Origin of the sequence: Enterovibrio gelatinilyticus, assembly GCF_028683095.1 — a bacterium.
GTDB classification, from domain to species: domain Bacteria; phylum Pseudomonadota; class Gammaproteobacteria; order Enterobacterales; family Vibrionaceae; genus Enterovibrio; species Enterovibrio gelatinilyticus.
This window is the reverse complement of the sequence record NZ_JAJUBC010000003.1, coordinates 89,671-112,382: the sequence shown is the minus strand read 5'-3', so window position 1 is coordinate 112,382 and position 22,712 is coordinate 89,671. Positions and strand designations below refer to the sequence as shown.

Below are 22,712 nucleotides of genomic sequence, written 5' to 3'. Positions count from 1 at the left end.
GTCACTCCTTTGCCTGAGCAGGATGAGAATAAAATGGCGCACCTTTGATCCAAAGCTTGAGCGCTTGCCAATAGATTGAGGCGACGACTTTTACTGTCATCAAGGGCGTTTTAACGATGAGCTTGGAAAGTTCCGATGAGGAAAACGGCTTCTTCGACATGGCCAATGTGGCGTCAAATTCACGATCATCTCGATGCGTTTCAAGATGAATGAACGCCGTTTTTGTCAACGGACGCAACTTCCAAACATACTTCTGTTCCACAGGGTTAAAGGGAGATACGTGAAACGCTTTTTCGTTCTCCCACCTTTTGCCAGCGGGAATCGCGTAGTAGTGACGCTGATTCCAAGGTGTATTGCTCACTTCAGCGAGCATGTAGCGCCACTGACCGTGTTCGTCATACACGTAGTAAAAATTGACTGGGCTAAAATACATGCCGAAATATCGCAAATGGCACAGGGCCAGCACTTTCCCGCAGTATCGCTCTCCCGTAAGTTCAAAGACTTTATCTTGAACCGCTTGCTTCGTATCGTGACGCCCTTGCATGTAGTCAGGGCGGTGAAACGTCGCAACGCCCCACTTTCTTAGTGAAAAACCTCTCACAGTTTGAGCAAGCTTTTCCACTTCATCTAAATCAATCAATGGCATGAACATCGGGTACGTAAACCGATGGTCTACTGGCGTAAAGCGTCGATGGCGCACGCTGCCAACATACAAGCCACTGAGGGACTCCGTGCTCATGAAGCACTCCTAAGCGGGATAGGCATTGAATGAATACTCTTGACTACATCCAGTGCACTTCTCACACCATCTTCATGGAAGCCGTTGTACCAGTAAGCACCACAGAACCAACTGTTGTTATTTCCAGAGATCAGCGAGCGTCTTTGTTGCGCATCGATGCACTTCTGGTCAAACACAGGGTGAGCGTAAACAAACTGACGCAGAATCTTTTTTGGGTCGATGCTGTCTGACTGATTCAAGGTGACACAAAACGTTTCAGGCGAATTGATCCCCTGCAAAATGTTCATGTTGTAAGTCAAAGCAGCAGGTCGGTCTTCGCGGCCAGTCCCCTCACCAAGGTGGTAGTTCCAACTTGCCCATGCGGCTTTGCGACGCGGAAGCAATCGCGTATCAGTGTGCAAAACAACGTCGTTGTCTTGATAATCAATGCTTCCCAATATGAGCTGTTCATCTTGCGTGGGCCGTTTCAACAACGCTAAGGCTTGGTCGCTGTGACATGCAAAGATCACATGGTCAAACACCTCTTCGCTATGCTCAGTCGCTACCACAACATGATGCGCGAAACGTTCAACATGTTTGATACGGGCATTTAGAGTAATGCGGTCTTCAAAAGCCGGGACCATTTTGCGGACATACTCTCTAGAACCGCCAGGGATCACATACCATTGTGGACGGTTAGTGACGTCCAACAAGCCATGATTTTGAAAGAAGCGAAGGAAAAATTTGAGTGGGAAAGCCCGCATGTCTGACAAGGTTGATGACCAAATCGCCGCGCCCATTGGCAGAATATAATTCTGGCAGAAATACTCGCTGAACTGTCGACGGGTTAGAAAGTCTCCGAGCGTCTGTTCAACCAATGGATCACCATGTGTCGCGATGCTATACGCTTCGCGAGCTTCTTTATTAAAGCGCAGAATTTCAGAGATGAACTTATAGAACTTTGGGTTCAGAAAATTACGTTTTTGTGCAAACAAAGAACCGACACTATGACCGTTGTATTCCAAGCCGTTATCTTCATTTCGAACGCTAAAACTCATCTCTGATTCTTGTGCGTCCATACCAATGTCTTTCATGAGGTTTTGAAAGTTAGGATAGGTACGGTCGTTGAAAACAATAAAACCTGTATCGATGGCATATTTACCACTCTCGACTTCAACATCCACTGTCGCAGTGTGTCCACCGATGTAATCATTAGCTTCAAACAACGTAATGTCGTGCTCTTTGTGTAAGTAGTGCGCACACGTTAAGCCTGAAATGCCAGAACCGATAATTGCAATTTTCATAGTGCATTCCTTGTCATTTTTCTTACTAGCGCTAATTGAAATGCCATTGGCAAAGAGGAAATCAGTTTGAGCAAAAAACTAAACTTTTTCGGGAAGTGAACTTCTACCTTCTTTTTCTCTAGTCCTTCACGAATCGCCAACGACGCTTCTTCTGGGGTAATAAGCATGGGCATCGGGAAGTCGTTTTTGTCGGTGAGCGGCGTTTTAACAAAACCCGGAGAAACAAGTGACACTGTCACTCCTTTTGATTCTAAATCAACAGAAAGAGAACGCGCCAGATACGACACCGCCGCCTTTGATGCGCCATAGGCTTCGGCTCGTGGTAAACCGACATAGGCCGCCGTTGAACCCATTAACGCCAAATGCGTTTGCCCCGTAAAAGTAGACTGCAGCGCTTGAATGCAGTTGAGCAATCCAAAAAAATTTATATTGAAAACGCGCTTAAACATGCTGACATCAATCTCGCCATGATCGACATATTCACACGTGCCAGCATTGAGGATAATTAGGTCACAAGGTGCGTCTATTGCCCCCAAGACACGCTGCGTTTCTTCTTCGTTGGTGGCGTCGAAGCTCAAAATGGTGACAGTGTCACGATTATCAGCCCAACGAGAGAGCTGGTCGATGTTTCGTCCACAGGCAACAACGTGCCAGCCTGAGCTTTCATAGTCTTTTGCCAGTTGTAAGCCAATGCCTGACGTTGCACCGGTAATCAATACACGTTTCATTGACCTAGCCTTTTCTTGATCATTTTCACCGCAGAACCAAGTACTGGTAATGCTTCGTACAACATTTCGCCCAGATCAAAATAATCTCGATGAATGACGACGCGACCTTCTTTGAGCACTAAACGTGTACAACCATTGACGACACGCTCTGCCCCTCCAGACAATTTCGGGTGAGAAAGACTCATGGTCCAGCTTATGAAAGCAACGTCTCCATTAATTGCCTGTTCATGAATATCAAAACGACAATCATTAACGTTGCTGTACATCACTTCAAAGTATCGAGACAAATTGTCATAGCCCTCGATACGATGAGCGGGATCTTCAAAGACTACATCTTCGCTATAAATCGTATTCAATGACGATAGGTTGTCTTTACTGAGCGATGTATAGATCGATATAAATCGCTCTAACGTGTCATGTTGTGGCGTGGCACCCGTTTGCATCATGATTCAGCCCTTTTCGTATTCTGTTGGGACTTAGCAATTTCAAACATTGAAATTGCCGTCTCGCGCGCGGCCTTGTGATCAACAATTGGACGCGGATAAGCTAAATCAATTCCTTGCTTCTCTGCCCACCGATGAGGTTCGTGTAGTGCACTGTCAGGAACTGATTCTAATTCTTTCAACCATCTACGGATAAAACGCACATTAGGATCAAACCGTTTGCTCTGTGCTGTGGGATTAAATACGCGAAAATAAGGCTGTGCATCGGTGCCTACAGATGCAGACCATTGCCAGCCACCGTTGTTGGCGCCAAAGTCACCATCAATGAGTTTGCTCATGAAGTACTTTTCACCCCAACGCCAATCAAGGTGCAAATCTTTTACGAGGAAGCTGGCCACAATCATTCTCAATCGATTGTGCATCCAGCCAGTTTCATTTAACTGACGCATCGCAGCATCGACAATTGGAAAGCCTGTTCGGCCTTGCTTCCAGCGTTCAAACTGCAATTCATCTTGATTCCATGTAATCGAATCAGTCCATGTTTGAAAGCTACGGCCTTTACTTATTTCGGGATAGGAGGCCACGATGTGCTGATAAAACTCCCGCCATATCAGCTCAGATAGCCACACACTCGCTCCGCTACTATTCATGTCTAAGCAGTCAGGGCATTCAGTAAGTAACCGTGCTAAACATTGTCGAGGCGAAATCGCGCCAATCGCTAAATACGGTGATAACTGGCTGGTGGCAGGAACAGCCGGGAAATCACGCGAGTTCTCATACTGGTCAACGCGATAACGGCAAAAATCTCTGAGTCGCTGAATAATAGCGTTATCGTCAGCAGGCCAACCCACAGAATCTCTTTGAGGGTATGCGAATTCAATGTTACCCATCTGCTTAAACAAGGCGTTAACTAACGCATTCGTCGCGACAGGTGATGGTGTACTCACCGGCGTAATGTTTCCTCGGCGATAATGCTCAAGCCACGCTTTTTTAAAAGGCGTAAACACGCGGTAAATCGTCCCTGCACCCGTCATGATGCTGCCCGGTGCAAATACGCATTTATAGTCATACATGTTCATTATGGTGCTGGTTAGGCTGAGCAAGCCCGCAATGGCGTTATCACGGTTCACTTCATCGACTTCGTAATCACGAATACAGTAAATTTCAGATATTTGATATTGCTGACACAGTTCAGCCAGCGACGGATTAATATCACTAAACGTCGGCACGCGTTTAAACAAAAGGGGAATATTGAGCTTCTGAAGATCCTGCCTTAACACCTGCAAACGACGACGAATGAGATCTGCTTGCATCGGTGACATACCGTGGGATTCCCACTGCAATGGCGTTTCATAATATACCGCTATCACAGGCTCTCCGCTTTCACACGCCTTTGAAAGTGCAATATTGTCTTTCACCCGCAAATCACGTCTAAACCAAACTAACTTCATCGTCTACGCTCCCACGTTGTCAGTTGATGGCACAGCAACTGATCCAATCAGATCAGGATGAATGAGACGGCATTGCCCCACCAATTCAGTAATATGCGGCCCATTCTCAAGCACACCTTCGATTTCTCGACGAAGCGGCGCAGAGAAAGATTGATCGGAATAAATCACTAATTTTTCAACCGCTTGCTCTGACAATGTCCTAGACAACAGCAACAATCCCGACTCCATGCCATCAATAATTGTGACGTTGTAACCCTCACCTTGTAATTTCAATGCTTCTACATACACAAGACATGTGTTGTCGCCAAGCAAAGAGACCAACCAACAAGCCTTCTTAGTGTTAACTTTGTGGTTGTTGTGAAAGCGGTGAACGAGCACATTGCCCAACTGCGTTAGCCAAAAGTCCCTACATAGCTTTGACACGTCACTATTTTGATTTTCAAACGCTTCACTCAATGGTTTCAGAACTGTCGCACTGAGCGTTTTGATCGGGTAGTTTCTCGTCAGGTCTGCTAATAGGCGATGTACGGCTTTTGAATCAAAGCGAGTTATGGCATCTTTAAGCGCAACCAACTCGGGAACGCGCTGCGAGAAACTTGCTTTAGCAATCTCTTCTTTCCCTAATAATGCTTTCACTTGACTCACTGCGACGCCCTTCTCCAACCAAGAAAGAATTTCTTTGATCAGCGAGACATCCTGTTCCGTATACAGTCGATGCCCTTTTGGCGTGCGCTGAGGATTCAATAACCCATAACGTCTTTGCCATGCTCTCAACGTCACAGTGTTAACACCTGTACGCTCAGAAACATCACCAATCGACAGGTTTGCCTGACTAGAGTCCATAACGTAGCCTCAACGTTTCAGGGTATGGATTGAGGTAGCTTTGTTGACGTAAATAGTCGTCTGGATGCTGCTGAAGGTGGTGGTTGATCAGTGTCAATGGCACAAGCAACGGCATGATTCCCTTGCGGTAAGAGTGAATAAGCTCCGCCAATTCTTCCTTCTGTATTTTGTCCAAATCGCGTTTAAAATATCCCTGCAAATGCATCAATACGTTTGTGTTGTTCTTTCGGCTGGCACGATTTGCAATGGCTTGCATAAATCTAGTGCGATATTCGAAGTAGAACTCTTCAATGTCATATTCAGCGATGCGAGCAACGAATTTACCCAGCGACTTATAGTCTGTCGGGCTGTGGGCCATCAACACTAACTTGTAACGGGAATGAAATTCGACAATCGCACGACGAGTGATACCGTCAGCCATACAATCGTAGAAGTCTCTAAGAGTGAAAATGCGAAATACGAAGTTTTCACGAAGCACGGGGTCATGCAGTCTGCCATCTTCTTCAATAGGCAGCCAAGGCATGCGAGATATCAACTGTTGGGTGTACAAACCTACGCCGTTCTTTTCTGCCGCAACGTATCCATTTTCTTGATATACCTTGACGCGCTCCATGCCACAGGTTGGAGATTTCGCGCAAACCACGTACCCACACAGATCCATACTGGCAAGATGATCAACTTTCTTTCGGCTGAACGCCTCCATTTTATCGGTATAGTCGGCATCAGGGTTTTTCGTTTCTACAAGACGAACACCTATTTCATCACCTCGATCAAGGAGTCGGATGGTCGGGCGCGGCACAGACATCCCAATACCAACTTCGGGGCAAACAGGAACAAACTCGAGATAAGGAGATAGCTCTTCACATATGAAGTGATTGCGTTTATGGCCGCTATCAAATCGAACCTTGTCTCCGATGACGCATGCGCTAACACCTAATTTGATTTTCATGAATCCGTCCTTGTTGTACACGTTTTATTATTTGTACAACAGCGGCAGAAAAAAGGATCACGAATTGTACAAAAATATTTTTTTGTACAACAAAAACAAAAGGTGCATCACATTATCAATGCAATGCACCTTGAGTACGGAGTACGGTAAATTATTGATTAGGCGTGGCTTCTTGCTCTTGCGTGATGGCAATATCGATCTGTACTTCAAACGCTTTCAAGCGCTTGTAGATGGACATAAGCTCAACAATCGTGCTCCACGAATGCACAAGAAATTGGAAAGAATCTTCAACTTTACCGAACGCTCGAAGGATTTGCTGCAACACACCAAGGGTAATAGCACCTGAAACAATGGTCGGCCCCATAAAAATATACGGCATGATGACCGTGTACTGAATGTATGACCACTTAGCAACATCGAAATACAGATAGTGACGATAAAGGTTGAAGTAATTTCGACGGACATTTAGAAAGAGTTCTTTAACCGTTTCTGGTTCAGCACGAGATTCGTGGTCTTCCCCTAATACCAACTCTTTTCGATAAGCGGCTTCTACTTTCTGGTTTTTAAACTCCAAACCTGGCAGTTTAATCCCCACCACAGCAAGCAGCACAGTACCCAGTATGGCGGACAAAATCGCCAAATAAACCAACGAGTGTTCTACTGGTCCAATCCAAGGCAGCTCTGTGACGTTTTCACTTAATGTCCAAAGGATTGGCAAGAAAGCCACCAGCGTCATTATCGAGCGCATAAAAGACACGCCCAACCCTTCCATAATGCGTGCAAAACGCATTGTATCTTCCTGAACACGTTGAGATGCGCCTTCGATGTGATGAATTTTACTCCAATTGGACATGTAGTAATCATTCATTGCTGTACGCCAGCGAAAGACATAGTGACGAACAAAAAACTCTAAAATAACAGCGATAATAATGTACAGAGATACAATATTGAAAAACTCAAGACAGGCCGCGAGAAACTCATCAAATTGAACTGCGTTTGGCGTTGTCAGTGCTTTCTGTACGAGGTTGTAGAAAGAACCAAACCATTCATTAACTTCAACATCAATTTCGACTTTATACCAAGTGACATACAGGATTAGCGCGGTGCCAAGAATAGACCAATGAAACCAACGTCTATCGAGAAAAAAAGATTTAAACATGAACACACATCCTTAATTTTTTGTGCTTTTGGCTCTGAGAGCCTAATCGCCTAGCAAGCTCAAACTCGGTGTACGGCTCTAAATAATGTTTCTGGCCTGACAGAGCAAAACGGAAAGCAGGAATTCAACATTAAATAGACCCTGTTTCCTTTCCGATATTTCAAGTCTAGTCTCATAAACCTGCTTTCACTCAAAGATAACAACATGAATTTATTGACTAATCTATCAAAAGAAAGGTGAATTTCAATAGGATTTCTGTTTCGCAGGGTGTTAACTGTGACAATTCAACGGAGAAAGAGGCCAATTTAGTCGTGAACAACTCTCTTAGTTAGCCTCTAAATCTCGTTTAACGTGATGTAATTGGCCTCACCGCAATGGGTAACTCACCATCTAGCGCGTCATTGTCGAGGTCATTTTTGAACACATGAAATGGCGCTGGGTCACCAAAATAGGAACCTTGAAGCATTTCGACTCCAGAACGAATCAAATACTCCGCTTGTACTTTAGTTTCAATTCCCTCTGCAACCACATGCAACTTAGACTCTCGAGCAAATGCGAGTATCGAGTCCAAAATAGTATTTTTGAAATCTTCTAATCCGATTCCATCAACAAACATTCGGTCAATTTTTATGGTGTCAATATTGAGGATATGTAGGTATGAAAATGCGCCATAACCCGTACCACAGTCATCTAATTTTATTGAAATACCATGCTCTGTGAGCGCTTCAATACAAACAGCAGCTTTATTGAGATCACTGAATTTCGTCCGCTCTGTAATCTCAAGCGACAGCAGGTGGGGATCGAGTTCATGCAGTGACATTTTATCGAGTAACTTAGTTGCAGTATCTGATTTTTCTAAGTAACTGGGAGAAACATTAACACTCACAAAAAAGTGCTTCGGCAATGACAGCTTTTTCATGTCATCCAGAACATTATCGATTAATTGATCCGTAATTTTATCGATTGAACCGTTCTGCTCAGCAAGAGGAATAAATGTATCTGGAGGAATGTATTCACCATTGCTCGCCAACCATCGAACAAGAACTTCCGCGCCAACAATACGATACCCTCCCTCAACCGGTTGAACGATCGGCTGATAAAATGGTATCAGAGCATTGGATTCGATCGCTTCATTGAGCAGGCCGCTCAATCCTTTTCTATCGGACTGGTTAAGCTCTACACCAACTGCAATCAGCGCACCGATCAACACCACCAAAATTGAGAACAAGTTTACGAGGTCGCCAACTAAATACTCTACGCCTTCTTCATTAATGAACAATCTCACGCCGATATTTTGCCCTAAATTACCATCGTAAACTTCATGGTATGGCTGTTCATTACGCTGATAGAGTGTGATGTCTTTGTCGTTAACATGAACGACCATGAAAAGGCACTTTTCGCAGTTGGAAAGGAAGTTTTTCGGCTGTTGAAACACAAATCGTAGAATGCCATTTTTGCCATGAAGCCGCATTTCTTCAAATTGACTTTCACTCAATATCAACGAGACATGAGCAAAATTAATTATACTTTCAGGCTCTGACGCCATTAATGCTCGGCCCGCTTTTTCATTATTATATATTGAACAAGACCTGCCATCGTTAAGATGAAGATCGACATATTCAATAAAGATATTATTACTCCTTACCTGACTCATCAGTTCAATATCATCATTATCACAACGATAAAGTAACGTGTCTGATAAAGAATGCATTTGATCGAAGCTCTGTCGATAAAGCTCGGTGTATAGCTGAGAGAGAACTGCAACGTCTTCATGTATTTTTTTCTGTACAAGCCAGTTTGAAACCACGACCTGCGAAAAATAAGAAAAGAGGACCGATATAAAAATGATAATTAGCGCTTTTGCGTGCTTCTTAAGCCATTCCACTGAGGCTTCCGTTTTATCCCTGAACGATGAGTCTAATAATAGGACATTTACGATAAAGAAATATGCAAAAATACCGAGACGAAGCATCAATTTTTGTATCGAGGCACCCATAACGCTTAGATAGTCATCGTACTTACTTGTGTTAGAATCACCAATAATCAGCTTTTCGCAATCAAATGACTTAGTTCGAAAACACAATGACTTCTATCCCAACTTCTCCTCCCGTCATTCTCACCATTGCGGGTTCAGACAGCTCCGCTGGTGCGGGCATTCAAGCTGATCTAAAAACTATCTCGGCCAATAATGGCTATGCATGTACCGTGATTACTGCTGTGACATCTCAAAACACGCAGGGCGTATATGATGTGTTTTCTCTGCCCCCACCACTTGTTGCGTCACAAATAAATGCCATTTTCTCTGATTTTAACGTTGCGGCAGTCAAAGTAGGCATGCTCGCGAACATCGAGATTACTCGCGTTGTAGTGGAACAACTATTGGCTCATAAGGCCAAAAACATTGTCGTTGACCCTGTGATGCTGTCAACCAGTGGGCGTGAACTTCTAAGTCATGAGGCGGTTTCCTATTGTAAGGAGCACCTCTACCCTATTAGCACTGTACTCACCCCCAACTTACCTGAATTGGAAGCATTAACTGAGTTAACAGGGACTAAGAGTTTAACAAAGACAACACAAAAGGCGCGACAGCAACTAGGTTGTGAATGGTTGCTGATTAAAGGTGGGCATAGTGACGATCCAACCCACTCAACCGATTATCTTATTGGTGCTGATAGTGCGAGAAGCTTTTCCTCTCCACGCATTCAGTCTCGCAATACGCACGGTACTGGCTGCACCTTGTCGTCAGCGATCGCGACTTTTCTCGCCCAAGGGCATTCAGTGGAAGCGTCCGTAGATAAAGCAAAACAATATTTGTCTAACGCGATTGTTAACGCACGTCATCAAAAATTGGGCAAAGGGCACGGCCCATTAGGGCACTTTTACTGTCTCAAATCACGTTGAAGATGCTGGATTTTAGAGACTTTCTCTCCTCCTCACATTGCGAATTGCAGGTTATGACTTAAACTTGTTTTAGAGACATTTGACGCACAAGTGAGGTTATCCTTTGTCATCAGAAATCAGTCAATCTGACCGCACTTCCGAACAGTCCACTTCTTCCCCTCGATTGACTTCTTTGGCAGCAATAGCTCTCATCTGTACCTTTATTCTGATTTCAACATTCACCCTTTATCACAGCGCGCAATCGCGTCAACTTGAATTGCAAAATCACATGTTGAACATTGAGACAAACCGTGTTCAACGAGCCATTGAGGTAAACTTACAAAAAGAAGCGTATTTCCTTGTATGGCTCGCCAATAGTTTGCAAAACAAAGGCGAAATTAGCGAGAGTACTTGGCGTCGGAGTACCATCGGTATTAGTTCATCTTTTCCCTTTTTTGCCGGTGTCTATTGGCTGGATCTCGAGCATACCCCCCAGTGGTCTGCGCCTGACAACTTCACGCCCTACCCTGAAAATGCTGATTGGAATATTTCACCGTCTGTTCCTCTCAACACTATTCCGGTTCTCTCGAAGCTCTCTACGTCGAACATACAACCTGGAGTGAATGGCAAGCTCACGATAGAAATGCTACATCCGGTATCATTTGATTCGAGAGTGTCTGGCTATCTCGGCGCAAGCTATAACATCAAGTTGATGCTCGAAGCTATCTCTCAAGAGTTTCTTCGACCCGAACAACATTTGATTCTGAGTAGTGACTCATCGACATTCTTTGGCCAACTCCCAGAAGAACATGGTGCGCTGATCAACAGTGTGGATATCAATGCCCTAAACGGCCAATGGCAACTGACCATTTGGCAACGCTCCAGTTCGGACCAGGCCTATTTTTCTCTACCTATGTTAATTTTTATTTCTGGCATTGTGGTGACCGTACTCGTGGCGATGTCATTGTATTTATTAGAAGTGAACATTATCGGGCGTCGCGCCGAGTCCAACATGGTGAGTAAGTTAAAAGAAGAAATAACCCAGCGAAGAGAAGCGGAAGACCAACTCAAGTTCACAGCAAACCACGACCCTCAAACGCACCTTCCCAACCGCTTTGCGATGGAACAATATCTAGAGAGAAACCTTCGCTCAGACCAAGAAATGGTATTGATGTGTATCGCGCTCGACAAGTTTCAAGAAGTGAATGATATGTATGGGCACCTCGTTGCGGACCAGTTGCTGTTTGAAGCGGCTAAACGCTTTAAAACCGTACTTCCCCCCCATGCAATCTTGGCAAGAATTACCAATGATCACTTCATGATAGCGTGTGCAGGAACGTCACAGTTAGAAGCTGAAATGCAAGCCAATCAATTGCGTATGTGCTTTGAAGAAGAGTTTTATATTGAAGACAACGACATTCTCACGACCTGCGCCATTGGTATCGCTTACCGTTATGACAATCAACTTCGCGCAGAAGATATGTTACGCCATGCAGATACCGCAGCGAACAAGGCGAAAGCTCTAGGGAATCGCAAAGTGGTTGCCTACAACCAAACCATGCAAGAACAACTCAATCAGAAAAAAGATCTAGAGCGCGCAATACGCCAAGCTATCAATAACGACGAGTTGAAGCTGCACTTCCAACCACAAGTCGACCTAAGAACGCGACAAATTGTCGGTGTGGAAGCACTGGTTCGTTGGGAGTCACAAAATGGTGCCGCCATCAGCACTGACATCATCATTAAAACAGCAGAGGAAACCGGCTTGATGCAGCGTTTAGGGCATTGGGTTGTCGACACTGCTTTGAAAGAATTTTCTCGCATGCTAGATGAGCGATGCGCGCCAAAATGTATCGCCATCAATGTATCAGGCCATGAATTCCAAGATGGTTACTTAGCTGACTATGTGATTCGATCGGTGAACCGCTATGACATTCCAGCGTCACGTGTACAAATTGAATTGACCGAACAGGTGTTCATTGAAAACCTTGAGCGTAACCAACATATTCTAAACCGGCTTACCGCTTCCGGTATCAGCCTCGCCATTGATGATTTTGGTACCGGCTATTCGTCACTGGCTTATCTTAAACACTTCCCCGTCAATACAGTGAAAATAGACCGCGGTTTCATCAAAGATTTACCACAATCTAAAGATGATCTCGTGATTTGCCAAGCGGTTGTGAGCATGGCGAACCTGCTTCAATTGAAAGTGGTTGCTGAGGGCGTGGAGACAATCGATCAACAAGAGCTACTGCGCAATATTGGCTGTAACTTTGCACAAGGCCACTATTATTATCCGCCAATGTCATCAGATGCGTTGATGGTGGTACTCAAAGAACAAAGAGCCGGGCGTCTCTACCCGGCGTCTTAATCAATGCATAATGCAAAGCATTCTGGTTAGTGAGTTGCGGTTTTCCAGACATCAGGCTGGATTGACACAACCGCATCGCCAATCGAAAACCACACTTGGCCGTCTTCAATCGTTGCTTGAATCGTCATGGTACGAGATGACGCAGCGGCGGCGGCATCCAACACTTCATCCATGATATTAATGACAGTCAAGTTTTTGAATGGGTGTAACTTATTAAGCTGCTGCGATTTCCACACGTTAGCCGCATGGTCGTCATAGGTAAACAGCACGACTTCTTTTGCCAATGAGCACGCTTTCTTCAAACGTTTTTCGTCTGGTAACCCAAGCTCAACCCAAAGTTCGATTTCATCACTATAGTTTTTGATCCACAACTCTGGCTCTGATTCGTCACACAGCCCTTTTGTAAACTGCAAACGCTCATCCGCATATAAAGTCCACGCAAGAAGGCGAAGCATCATACGTTTTTCGGTTTCGGATGGGTGCTGCGCCAACGTCACGGAGTGATCGAGGTAAACACCTCTTGTCATGTCCGCGACATTGATTGACGCTTTATACACCGTTGCTTTAAGTGCCATGGTATTTCCTAGATTATTGTCTGTCGTTAAATAAGACCAAGATAAGGTCGCTTTCTTTGCAAAGACGCTCCTTGTCTCTTTTGGCAAGCCGCTTTATTTTCCACTCAAGCGACATAGCCTTTTGCTTTGCTCCCACCTCATGAGACCAAGCAAGCGTGAGAGGCTGTTTGCCTCTCAAATATTTTGCAGTTTTCGTGCCATTTTGTTGATGTTCATCAAACCGACGCTGAACATCAGTCGTCACACCGCAATACAACGCATTTTCGCGTGTACGAATGAGATAGACATACCATGACGTTTGGGTCTGGGGTTGTGTATCCTCATGGCCTGTTTGAATATCAACAGGTGTTGATGAACATTTAGCACTAGACACCAAAGCTACTCTGCGTCAGCGTTAAGCAACTCATTAACCAAGGCTTTAAGTTCTTCTACTTCGCGCTCTAACGCTTCAACACGAGTCGCAAGAGAAGACGTTTCACCTGGTGTTTGGTCAAAAACAGGCTGCGCTTCCGTCTCCGGTGTGTCAGAGCCAAATAAATGCACATAGCGGCTCTCTCGTTTACCCGGCTCTCGAGGAAGCTGTGCCACATAGCCCTTTTCAACCAAGGCGATCAGTGCAGATTCCACATCCTTCACATCAGAAAATTCACAAAGACGGTTTGTACGTGTGCGAAGTTCACCCGGCGTTTGAGGGCCTCGAAGCAACAGGACGCAAATAATGCCCTTTTGCTGCGTAGTAAACTGCAAGCTACCGAATTCCGTGTTGCAAAACCGATGTTGGTATTTGGTTACTCGGCTTCCGAAGCCTTCCACATCACTCACCATGCGTTTGGTTTTCAGTTGCTCAATGGTATCTAGCACCTCAGCCTCAGTCAGTGAATAAACAGGATCGCGATTACTCTTCTGATTAGATGCAGTAGTTAAACTGTTCAGCGTTAGCGGATAAAGCTCTGGTGTTGTCACTTCTTTCTCAAGCAAACAACCGATAACACGCGCTTCGTGGGGAGTAAGTTCAATCGCCATGGTAATGCCTCTGAATAATCCTTATTGCCCGAGGTTATAGCAATCAACTGTGGTGGCATCAATCACTTATATTGATAAACGCGTAAAAGACACAAACGACTGATAGATCTTTAGCCTAAATGGTGTTTTCGCGAGATAATTAGCACTTATTTATTCGTCTTGGCATATCCAGGAAGCGGGCCTTCCGTACCGAAAACACCGCACACTAACACACTCAACCACGATTCACTGAAACGCCTTCGCCGTTAACTTCTCATCATGAATTGGGGGCTCATTCACCATCATTTACAGAATGAATCGCTGTAAATTTGTCGCAGCCATGTGATTTCGCCTGAATCGCAAAAATTTTTGTCGCACCATGAGTCAATATTCAGATAAGATCCTTTCAACGATCTCGTTAAGTAGTATTTGTCTCTTTCACTCGCGAAGGTCGAGAAGAGACTAAAGGAGTAGTAAATGGGTCTGTTTGGTAAAAGTGCTGCGTCTATGCCAGCAATGTCGTTAGTGGCAAAACAGTGCCGCGTCGTCGGCGAGTTTGATTTGGAAGGTGACATTCAATTTGATGGGCAGGGTGAAGGTACCATTATTCGTGCTCGCAATGTTGTTATCTCTTCTACAGGTCACTTTAAAGGCGACATTTACGCAGAGCACGTTACGATCAATGGATTTGTCGAAGGAACTTGTGCTGCGCGCGAAGTGAACATTCTAGGTAATGGCAAAATGAAAGGCCAGATCCAGAGCGAGCAACTCACCATCGCAAAAGGTGGCGTGTTATTGGGTGAAAATAAGCTCAAAGAAGAACCGTCACTAAAGGTTGTGACTGAAGAAAAGGCCGCAACAACTAAAGCGACTTCAGAGTCGAAAAAATCACACGCATCTGCTTAGTCGACGCTCAGAAGGTAGATATTGCTTTATTCGTCAACACTCGGCGAACATAGTGGCTATCTTCTGTTGACTTCATGCTTCAGCAAGCTAGGATGCGCAATAATATGCGTTATCAGGAATTAATGAGATGTCTGAACAAGCTAACCAAGCTGTAGAAACCGTGAAGCTTGAAGATCTGTCTGCAGAACTTCAACAAGTGATTAAATTTGAGCAAGTACCTGTAGAACTGTACACCATGCTGGCGTCTGTTCACGAAGCCTCTGAAGACGTGGTTCGTGAATCATGGGACACACTACCTGCGAGTGCTCAAAACATTCTGGATAACTTCGAACAGTTCCATGCTCTTGTTAGCCTTAGCCAAAGCTATGCCGGCATTGATTTCATGACCGAAACTCAGGACATGAAATTTGATGATATGACTGACGAGCAAACACAAGATTACAAAGCAGGTCTATTGGACAAACTGCTTCATAACTGTGTAAAAGACCTCGCTAAGCAACTTAAGCAAGCTCGTTTGAAGCCTGCGATGAAGCGCGAATTCCGCGAAATCTTCGCTAAGTAATATCACGTTTAGTGCGAGATATAGCAACAAAAAAGGAGGTGACACTGTCACCTCCTTTTTATTTTCTATTTACCAGCTTTGCTTGGTACTTTCGACGCTCAAGTCCGGTATAGAACCTTCACCACGTGATATCCAAATTTAGTTTTCACTAAGTGCGGTGTCAGCAACTCACCTGTAAAACAAATCTTGTCAAACTGCGGCACCATTTGACCCTTTCTAAACTCACCAAGATCTCCACCTTTCTTACCTGACGGGCAAGTACTGTGCTTCTTTGCAAGGTCAGAAAATTTCTTGCCTTTCTCTAGTTGCTGAATAATATCTTCAGCTTGTTCTTTGTGCTTCACCAAAATGTGAAGTGCATGTGCAGTGCTGGCCATAACGCACCCCTATTCTACTGCTGTTTCGATATGGGCGCTGATTATACCCATATCACACTCAGTGTCACACGTCGCGTTTCGGTGGCAGGTCAGCTAATGGCAACCAATTCACCTCAACACCCGCTTGCGAAAACATATCAGCGCTGACTTTGATTTTTTCACCCCAACGAGAAAGGAAGTCTTCACTTTGCTCAGGACAAAATACTTTGGTGATACCCGTTTGGATGATTTTGGCAGCACAGTTAGGACAAGGGAAATGTGTTACCCAGATTTCACATTCAGCCAGATCTCGTTTAGCGAAAAGAATGGCATTCTCTTCCGCATGAAGCGTTTTTAATAACTTCATTTCGCGATCGTCGGTATCAGCACTGTCTGAAATGCCATGAGGGTAACCATTGAAACCCACAGAAACGATACGATTACCCTTGGTAATCACCGCTCCCACCTGTGTTGAAGGGTCTTTACTCCAAGAGCCTACAAGCTCTGCCATTTGATAGAAACGTACTGCCCACTTAGAGATCATCGTATTTCCAATATGTTACCCATGTTGATGGGGCTATTTTGCAAAACTGCCGCCAATAGCTCAATACAAAAAAGCGACCCAAGTGGGTCGCTCTATCGTTTTTTCGTGATTTATACTAAAACGCTGCGCTGTTAATGAATAAATGGGTGAAAATAGAAGCTATATAACCCAGCATGATAACAGGGGCCCATTTTAAGTGACCAAAAAATGTATACATGCCTCTCGCCTGCCCCATCAATGCAACACCCGCAGCTGACCCTAATGATAACAAACTGCCGCCCACACCCGCTGTCAGTGTTACCAACAACCAATTGCCCAAAGACATGTCGGGTTGCATGGTAAGTACTGCAAACATCACCGGTATATTATCGACCACCGCGGAGAGCAGCCCTACTATCGTATTGGCCCAGATGGGATCCCACTGCAAATACATCACATTGGATACCAAGCTTAAATAACCAATCAAGCTCAAGCCACCAACACACATAACAACGCCGTAGAAAAACAGTAATGTGTCCCACTCAGCGTGTGATACACGTCTGAACACATCAAAAGGTACAACTGACCCCAAGCGTTTAAGTGCAGCTTCATCTTGTTTGGCCTGAGCCACAGCGCGTTTCCTTGCCAATGAACGAGGAAGCGTTTTGCGAAGATAGAAACCAAAGAACTGCAAATAGGCCAAGCCCATCATCATGCCGATCACTGGTGGGAAATGAATCAAACCATGGAAACCAACCGCCGTAATAATAGTTAACAAAAACAGTACGACGATGCGTCGAGCACCGCGTTTAATCTCAACAAATTCCTGCACAACGTTCGGTTGCTCTTTCGGAACGAACATCGACATGATAACGGCAGGCACAATATAGTTGACCACAGAGGGAACAAATAAGGCGCCAAATTCAGAAAACGAAACAATGCCCGCCTGCCATACCATTAAGGTTGTAATATCACCAAATGGGCTAAATGCCCCACCAGCGTTGGCTGCGACGACGATGTTTACACACGCCAGGTTAATAAACCGAGGATTGTCCGCACCAATTTTCATCACAACCGTACACATCAAGAGCGCGGTAGTGAGATTGTCTGCAATCGGGGATATGAAAAACGACAAAATACCGGTGATCCAAAAGAGTTGTCGAAGATCGTATCCCTTACCTAAAATCCAAGCCTTAAGCCCGTCAAAGAGCCGGCGCTCTTCCATCGCAGCAATGTAGGTCATGGCCACGAGCAAGAACAACATAAGTTCAGCATATTCGAGTAGATTGTGTTCAATAGCCGTTTTAGCAATCTCGATGTTGCCGGCATTTGAATACGCGAAACCCAGTAGTAACCAAATCAAACCAGCCGCTAACAAGACAGGTTTGGATTTTCGAAGATGCAGTTGTTCTTCCAGCATCACGAGAGTGTATGCAGCTGCAAATATAATGAGGGAAATATAGCCAACGGCCGAGTTTGTTAAGTCGATAAAACCAGCATCACTGCCAGATGCGAGCGCATTGCTAGAGAATAGCAACATGAGCCCTAGAAAAAGCTTCATCCTTGTGCCTCCGAGCGAACCAAAAAATTCTAATGCAGGGGCATTCAAATGCGCTGAGTCCGTATCTCAGTATCGTTAGCGCAAAGCCCCAATATGCCAATCTCTTTATAGTTATATGGGTTACCCATCATTCGTAACGTGGGCTCAGAGATTGGTGAATGACGGGGATCATATATGCAGAGAGAGAATATTTCAGGGTAAATTACGTGCTTTTTGGCTTGCCCCACAAACATGCTTATATTTTCGCCAATACCGGAAGGGGTATTTGTAAATGAGAGCGGGATCGTCCATTTGAAAGCGAAAAAGTGATATTGGCCTAACTATGATGCTCATGAAAAGAAACGAAGTCGTCAGTTTACAGTGTAAAATTCTTATTGTTCGTCATACGGAGATCAAAGTTTCTCACAAAAAGCAGACTGAACCAGTAGAATTGGATTGTGACATATCTTTCACTAGCATATAACTTAAAGGCGGCATATTTATTAACATATAAGTCCGTGAATATTGATAAATTCTGCCAACCAAATTACTGGGTGAAATTTAGGCGATTCACATTTTTGTTATCTTATTCATATAGTTAACAGTAAATGTGCAAATAAATGCATTACGCGCAATATCACAAGTCATCTCATGCCGTATTTTAGTGCCTGATTTGACATGAAATTTTCTATATAACAATGGATTAACACGTGACGGAAAAATTGGTGCATTTTACCAATGGTCACTCATCAAGGAGAACGTGATGGATATTTCAAAACTATTTGTATCGGCGTGCTGTGCCGCGACACTTTTTTCTGCCCCCTTTGCCGTATCTGCGGAAACAGCGAAAGTTGCGGTTTCGCAGATCGTTGAACACCCAGCACTTGATGCAACACGCCAAGGTTTACTCGATGGACTAAAAGAGAAAGGCTATATCGATGGTGAAAACCTCGAATTCTCTTACCAAACGGCACAAGGCAATCCTGCCATCGCAGTTCAGATCGCTCGCCAATATGTTGGTGAAAGTCCTGACGTACTTGTCGGTATCGCGACGCCTTCCGCACAAGCACTCGTTGCAGCAACGAAATCCATTCCTGTGGTATTCACTGCGGTAACCGATCCTGTTGGCGCAAAACTTATTAAAGACATGAGCAAGCCAAGTGCAAACGTCACAGGCCTTTCTGACTTGTCTCCTGTTGCTCAACACGTTGCTTTGGCGAAAGAACTACTGCCGAACATGAAAACGATTGGGGTTGTTTACAACCCAGGCGAATCTAATGCCGTTGCGCTGGTCGAACTGCTTCAAGAAGCCGCGAAAAATGAAGGTTTAACTGTCATCGAAGGTACCGCGCTAAGAAGTGCCGACGTTCAATCTGCTGCACAAATTGTCGCGTCAAAAGCGGATGTCATCTACGCCCCAACAGACAATACGGTTGCAAGTGCGATTGACGGCCTTATCGGCGCAGCAAACCAAGCGAAGAAACCCGTTATTGGTGGTGCAACATCGTACATTCCAAATGGCGCAATTGCCGCACTGGGTTTTGACTACTACCAAATTGGCGTGCAAACCGCCGACTACGTAGCAGCTCTGCTTGATGGCAAAGAAGTGTCAGCACTACCTGCAAAAGTTGCTGTTGGTTCTGATCTGGTGATTAACCAGAAAGCGGCACAAAAGCTTGGCATTACTGTGCCTCAGGCTCTGCTTGATCGTGCAACATCTGTAGAAAAGTAATCGGTAGGAGTCGTACAACATGACCTCAATTGCCTTTTTTGGCACGCTGGAAGTAGGTCTGGTTTATGGCCTAGTTGCACTAGGCGTATATCTTACCTTTCGGGTTCTCGATTTTCCTGACCTGACTGTAGATGGCAGCTTCCCTATGGGAGCTGCTGTTGCAGCCACTCTCATCATCGCGGGTGTTAACCCTTGGATTGCCACGTTTGCTGCCATATTAGCAGGAGCGTCAACCGGGCTAATCACCGCATTTTTGACAGTGAAATGCGGCATTCTGAACCTGCTTGCCAGTATCCTCACCATGATTGCTGCGTTTTCGATCAACATTCGCATTATGGGTCGTCCCAATATTGCGCTGCTGGGCGTTGATACTATCTTAACGCCATTTGAAAACATGGGAATTGACCCCGTTTACGCTCGTCCACTCGTTGTATTTGTTCTGGTGGTATTAAGCGCTCTCTTTATCATCCGCTTGCTCGCGAGTGATTTTGGTTTAGGTTTACGGGCAACAGGTGTCAACGCTCGCATGGTAAAAGCACAAGGCGGCAGCACCGCCTTTTACACCTACGTGGGCCTTGCCCTTTCCAATGGCTTTGTTGGCTTTTCTGGTGCGCTGTTTGCGCAAACAAACAGTTTCGCTGACGTTACCTCTGGTGTGGGTACCATCGTTGTTGGTCTTGCCTCGGTGATCTTAGGTCAAACCTTAATTCCTGGCCGCAAAGTATGGGTTGCCGTTGTCGCTGTTATTTTGGGTTCTGTTCTCTATCGTCTAGCAGTCGCCTTTGCTCTAAGCTCCGGCATGTTTGGCTTGAAAGCATCAGATCTAAACCTTGTTACCGCACTTCTCGTTGCATTGGCATTGATAGCTCCTAAGGTGCGTCAACAGTACCAAAAGAACAAGAAGGTCAAAGAAGCAGGGGTAGCACGATGATTGAGTTAAAAGACATTCAGGTCACCTTCAACCCAGGTACAGTGCTAGAAAACCGAGCCCTTCGCCGTGTTTCGCTGACCGTACCCAAAAATCAGTTTCTGACGATCATCGGTTCAAATGGTGCAGGCAAATCAACACTACTTGGCGCTGTCAGCGGCGAGACGCCAATGGTTGGCGGGAGTGTGATTATTGATGGTATTGATGTCACGAAACAACAAGTCCACCAGCGTGCCAGTTTGGCTGCACGGGTGTTTCAAGACCCACTCGCTGGCACGTGTGCATCACTGACTATTGAAGAGAATTTGGCGTTGGCCTTCAAGCGAGGTTCACATCGTGGATGGAGTATGGCGCTGACCAGAAAGCGCAGAGACATCTTTAAAGATCGTATCTCAATTTTGGGGTTAGGTTTGGAAGACCGTCTTGGCGATAGCATTGGTTTGCTATCTGGCGGCCAACGCCAAGCAGTAAGTCTGGTCATGGCAACGCTATCTGACAGTAAGTTGCTGTTGCTGGATGAACACACTGCGGCGCTCGACCCGCGAATGGCTGCTTTTGTCATCGATTTGACGAAAAAAGTCATCACCGAGTTCGGCTTAACGGCGCTCATGGTGACGCACTCGATGAAAGATGCGCTGGCCTGCGGTGACCGTTCGGTCATGCTTCATCAGGGTGAAATTGTTTTGGATGTTGCAGGCGAAGAACGCGCCAATATGGGTGTGCCAGATTTGCTTGAAATGTTCAGTAAAGTGCGCGGTGAAGAGCTGGCTGATGACAGTTTGCTACTCAGTTAGCCATGTTCACCGACTCTGTTAAAACCAAAGCGGCCTTGGCCGCTTTCTTCTTTCTTCTTTCTTCTTTCTTCTTTCTTCTTTCTTCTTTCTTCTTTCTTCTTAGTATATACAAATCATTTATTGGTAAAACACTAGGCCGAACTGGGCTAATTTAACTCTGCTTCAACACTGATACTCTTCGATAACAGTTTAAAATTCACTGACATCCAGTAAACGAAATAGATAGACTTACTCCAATAAACTAACGAACAAAAGGAGTGATCATGGTTAGCATCGAGTTTTTAGTCACATCAATTGTCGTGGTTCTAATCCCTGGTACGGGTGTGCTCTATACCATTTCAACGGGACTATTAATGGGGTTTCGAGCGAGTATTTGGGCTTCCGTTGGCTGCACATTTGGCATTATCCCCTCTCTCATTGCCAGCATCACAGGGCTCGCGATTATTCTTCATACCAGCGCGTTGGCGTTTCAAGTCGTTAAGTATGCAGGCGTGGCTTACTTGATGTACCTTGCAGTGTCTATGTGGCGATCTAGCGGTGCGTTATCACTTAACGATAAAGCCAAGAACACAAGCATGTATGACATAGCGATCAAGGGCTGTTTGATGAATATTCTCAACCCCAAACTCACGGTATTTTTCATGGCTTTCTTGCCCCAATTTGTTCCCGCTAGCATTGTTGAACCGGCTGCCTATATGCTACTTCTTGGCAGCATTTTCATGACAATGACGTTTGTTGTGTTCATTTTTTATGGTGCGCTTGCCGTTAGCGTAAGAGATTTCATTATTCACTCCGAACGTGCTTCGATTGTACTGCAACGTGTGTTTGCAGGGAGTTTTGCAGCTCTTGGCCTAAAATTGGCTTTCTCAGATAAGCAGTAGTTATCTGCAAGTCATCAAGGTATTTCCAACAAAAACGCCCCGTTTTATAACGGGGCGTTTTTGTTCG

General features: G+C 45.0%; 23 protein-coding genes. 8 read left to right on the top strand and 15 right to left on the bottom strand.

Annotated elements, in window-relative coordinates:
• Nucleotide 1: 1 nt before the first annotated feature.
• The 9 genes from LRP50_RS03590 to LRP50_RS03550 all read right to left on the bottom strand — a co-directional run bounded on the left by LRP50_RS03590 (nt 2) and on the right by LRP50_RS03550 (nt 9,480).
• Nucleotides 2–739, bottom strand: coding sequence for a DUF1365 domain-containing protein (locus tag LRP50_RS03590; protein ID WP_274163122.1), 738 nt, complete (start codon nt 737–739; stop codon nt 2–4).
• Nucleotides 736–2,022, bottom strand: coding sequence for an NAD(P)/FAD-dependent oxidoreductase (locus LRP50_RS03585; RefSeq protein ID WP_274163121.1), 1,287 nt, complete (start codon nt 2,020–2,022; stop codon nt 736–738). The genes LRP50_RS03590 and LRP50_RS03585 overlap by 4 nt, the downstream gene beginning before the upstream one ends.
• The gene (locus LRP50_RS03580) at nt 2,019–2,750 is read right to left on the bottom strand and encodes an SDR family NAD(P)-dependent oxidoreductase (protein WP_274163120.1); all 732 of its coding nucleotides are present in this window, start codon (nt 2,748–2,750) and stop codon (nt 2,019–2,021) included. The genes LRP50_RS03585 and LRP50_RS03580 overlap by 4 nt, the downstream gene beginning before the upstream one ends.
• Entirely contained in the window at nt 2,747–3,196 is a 450-nt protein-coding gene (locus LRP50_RS03575) for a nuclear transport factor 2 family protein (protein ID WP_274163119.1), read from the bottom strand. The genes LRP50_RS03580 and LRP50_RS03575 overlap by 4 nt, the downstream gene beginning before the upstream one ends.
• A complete protein-coding gene (gene phrB, locus LRP50_RS03570; RefSeq protein ID WP_274163118.1) occupies nt 3,193–4,644 on the bottom strand; it encodes a deoxyribodipyrimidine photo-lyase in 1,452 nt (483 codons plus the stop codon). Before phrB ends, LRP50_RS03575 begins: the two co-directional genes overlap by 4 nt.
• Before the next feature lie 3 nt (nt 4,645–4,647).
• Complete coding sequence (locus LRP50_RS03565) at nt 4,648–5,487, bottom strand: MerR family transcriptional regulator (RefSeq protein ID WP_274163117.1); 840 nt, start codon at nt 5,485–5,487, stop codon at nt 4,648–4,650.
• Nucleotides 5,477–6,436: a YbgA family protein gene (locus LRP50_RS03560; protein WP_274163116.1), complete on the bottom strand. Its 960-nt coding sequence runs from the start codon at nt 6,434–6,436 to the stop codon at nt 5,477–5,479. The genes LRP50_RS03565 and LRP50_RS03560 overlap by 11 nt, the downstream gene beginning before the upstream one ends.
• Before the next feature lie 151 nt (nt 6,437–6,587).
• Entirely contained in the window at nt 6,588–7,595 is a 1,008-nt protein-coding gene (gene sbmA / locus LRP50_RS03555) for a peptide antibiotic transporter SbmA (RefSeq protein WP_274163115.1), read from the bottom strand.
• Between the two features lie 346 nt (nt 7,596–7,941).
• Nucleotides 7,942–9,480 (bottom strand): EAL domain-containing protein, encoded by a 1,539-nt coding sequence (locus tag LRP50_RS03550; RefSeq protein WP_274163114.1) that lies wholly within the window; start codon nt 9,478–9,480, stop codon nt 7,942–7,944.
• A 197-nt stretch (nt 9,481–9,677) separates the two neighbouring features.
• On the opposite strand from LRP50_RS03550, the gene thiD reads away from it, so the two are divergent.
• Nucleotides 9,678–10,496: a bifunctional hydroxymethylpyrimidine kinase/phosphomethylpyrimidine kinase gene (thiD, locus tag LRP50_RS03545; RefSeq protein ID WP_274163113.1), complete on the top strand. Its 819-nt coding sequence runs from the start codon at nt 9,678–9,680 to the stop codon at nt 10,494–10,496.
• A gap of 172 nt (nt 10,497–10,668) precedes the next feature.
• Complete coding sequence (locus LRP50_RS03540; protein WP_337992898.1) at nt 10,669–12,846, top strand: putative bifunctional diguanylate cyclase/phosphodiesterase; 2,178 nt, start codon at nt 10,669–10,671, stop codon at nt 12,844–12,846.
• A 26-nt stretch (nt 12,847–12,872) separates the two neighbouring features.
• Here the strand turns inward: LRP50_RS03540 and LRP50_RS03535 are convergent, their stop codons facing one another.
• The 3 genes from LRP50_RS03535 to LRP50_RS03525 are packed head-to-tail and all read right to left on the bottom strand — an operon-like array spanning nt 12,873 to nt 14,444.
• A complete protein-coding gene (locus LRP50_RS03535) occupies nt 12,873–13,421 on the bottom strand; it encodes a YaeQ family protein (protein ID WP_274163111.1) in 549 nt (182 codons plus the stop codon).
• A 13-nt stretch (nt 13,422–13,434) separates the two neighbouring features.
• On the bottom strand, nt 13,435–13,758 hold the full coding sequence (locus tag LRP50_RS03530) for a GIY-YIG nuclease family protein (RefSeq protein ID WP_274163278.1): 324 nt from the start codon (nt 13,756–13,758) through the stop codon (nt 13,435–13,437).
• Nucleotides 13,759–13,799: 41 nt separating this feature from the next.
• Complete coding sequence (locus LRP50_RS03525; protein ID WP_274163110.1) at nt 13,800–14,444, bottom strand: YceH family protein; 645 nt, start codon at nt 14,442–14,444, stop codon at nt 13,800–13,802.
• 456 nt (nt 14,445–14,900) lie between these two features.
• Here LRP50_RS03525 and LRP50_RS03520 point away from each other — a divergent pair, with 456 nt between their 5' ends.
• Complete coding sequence (locus tag LRP50_RS03520; protein WP_274163109.1) at nt 14,901–15,329, top strand: bactofilin family protein; 429 nt, start codon at nt 14,901–14,903, stop codon at nt 15,327–15,329.
• Nucleotides 15,330–15,456: 127 nt separating this feature from the next.
• Entirely contained in the window at nt 15,457–15,891 is a 435-nt protein-coding gene (locus tag LRP50_RS03515; RefSeq protein WP_274163108.1) for a DUF3069 domain-containing protein, read from the top strand.
• Nucleotides 15,892–15,989: 98 nt separating this feature from the next.
• Here the strand turns inward: LRP50_RS03515 and LRP50_RS03510 are convergent, their stop codons facing one another.
• From LRP50_RS03510 to nhaD, 3 genes are all read right to left on the bottom strand, one after another.
• Nucleotides 15,990–16,268, bottom strand: coding sequence for a peptidylprolyl isomerase (locus tag LRP50_RS03510; protein ID WP_274163107.1), 279 nt, complete (start codon nt 16,266–16,268; stop codon nt 15,990–15,992).
• A 64-nt stretch (nt 16,269–16,332) separates the two neighbouring features.
• Complete coding sequence (locus tag LRP50_RS03505) at nt 16,333–16,791, bottom strand: dCMP deaminase family protein (protein WP_028022552.1); 459 nt, start codon at nt 16,789–16,791, stop codon at nt 16,333–16,335.
• A gap of 115 nt (nt 16,792–16,906) precedes the next feature.
• Nucleotides 16,907–18,331 (bottom strand): sodium:proton antiporter NhaD, encoded by a 1,425-nt coding sequence (gene nhaD / locus LRP50_RS03500; RefSeq protein WP_274163106.1) that lies wholly within the window; start codon nt 18,329–18,331, stop codon nt 16,907–16,909.
• Nucleotides 18,332–19,073: 742 nt separating this feature from the next.
• On the opposite strand from nhaD, the gene LRP50_RS03495 reads away from it, so the two are divergent.
• The 4 genes from LRP50_RS03495 to LRP50_RS03480 all read left to right on the top strand — a co-directional run bounded on the left by LRP50_RS03495 (nt 19,074) and on the right by LRP50_RS03480 (nt 22,645).
• The gene (locus LRP50_RS03495) at nt 19,074–20,042 is read left to right on the top strand and encodes an ABC transporter substrate binding protein (protein ID WP_274163105.1); all 969 of its coding nucleotides are present in this window, start codon (nt 19,074–19,076) and stop codon (nt 20,040–20,042) included.
• Between the two features lie 19 nt (nt 20,043–20,061).
• Complete coding sequence (locus LRP50_RS03490; RefSeq protein WP_274163104.1) at nt 20,062–20,973, top strand: ABC transporter permease; 912 nt, start codon at nt 20,062–20,064, stop codon at nt 20,971–20,973.
• Nucleotides 20,970–21,764, top strand: coding sequence for an ABC transporter ATP-binding protein (locus tag LRP50_RS03485; protein WP_028022548.1), 795 nt, complete (start codon nt 20,970–20,972; stop codon nt 21,762–21,764). The genes LRP50_RS03490 and LRP50_RS03485 overlap by 4 nt, the downstream gene beginning before the upstream one ends.
• Before the next feature lie 263 nt (nt 21,765–22,027).
• On the top strand, nt 22,028–22,645 hold the full coding sequence (locus LRP50_RS03480; protein WP_274163103.1) for a LysE family translocator: 618 nt from the start codon (nt 22,028–22,030) through the stop codon (nt 22,643–22,645).
• The last annotated feature ends 67 nt before the right edge of the window (nt 22,646–22,712 follow it).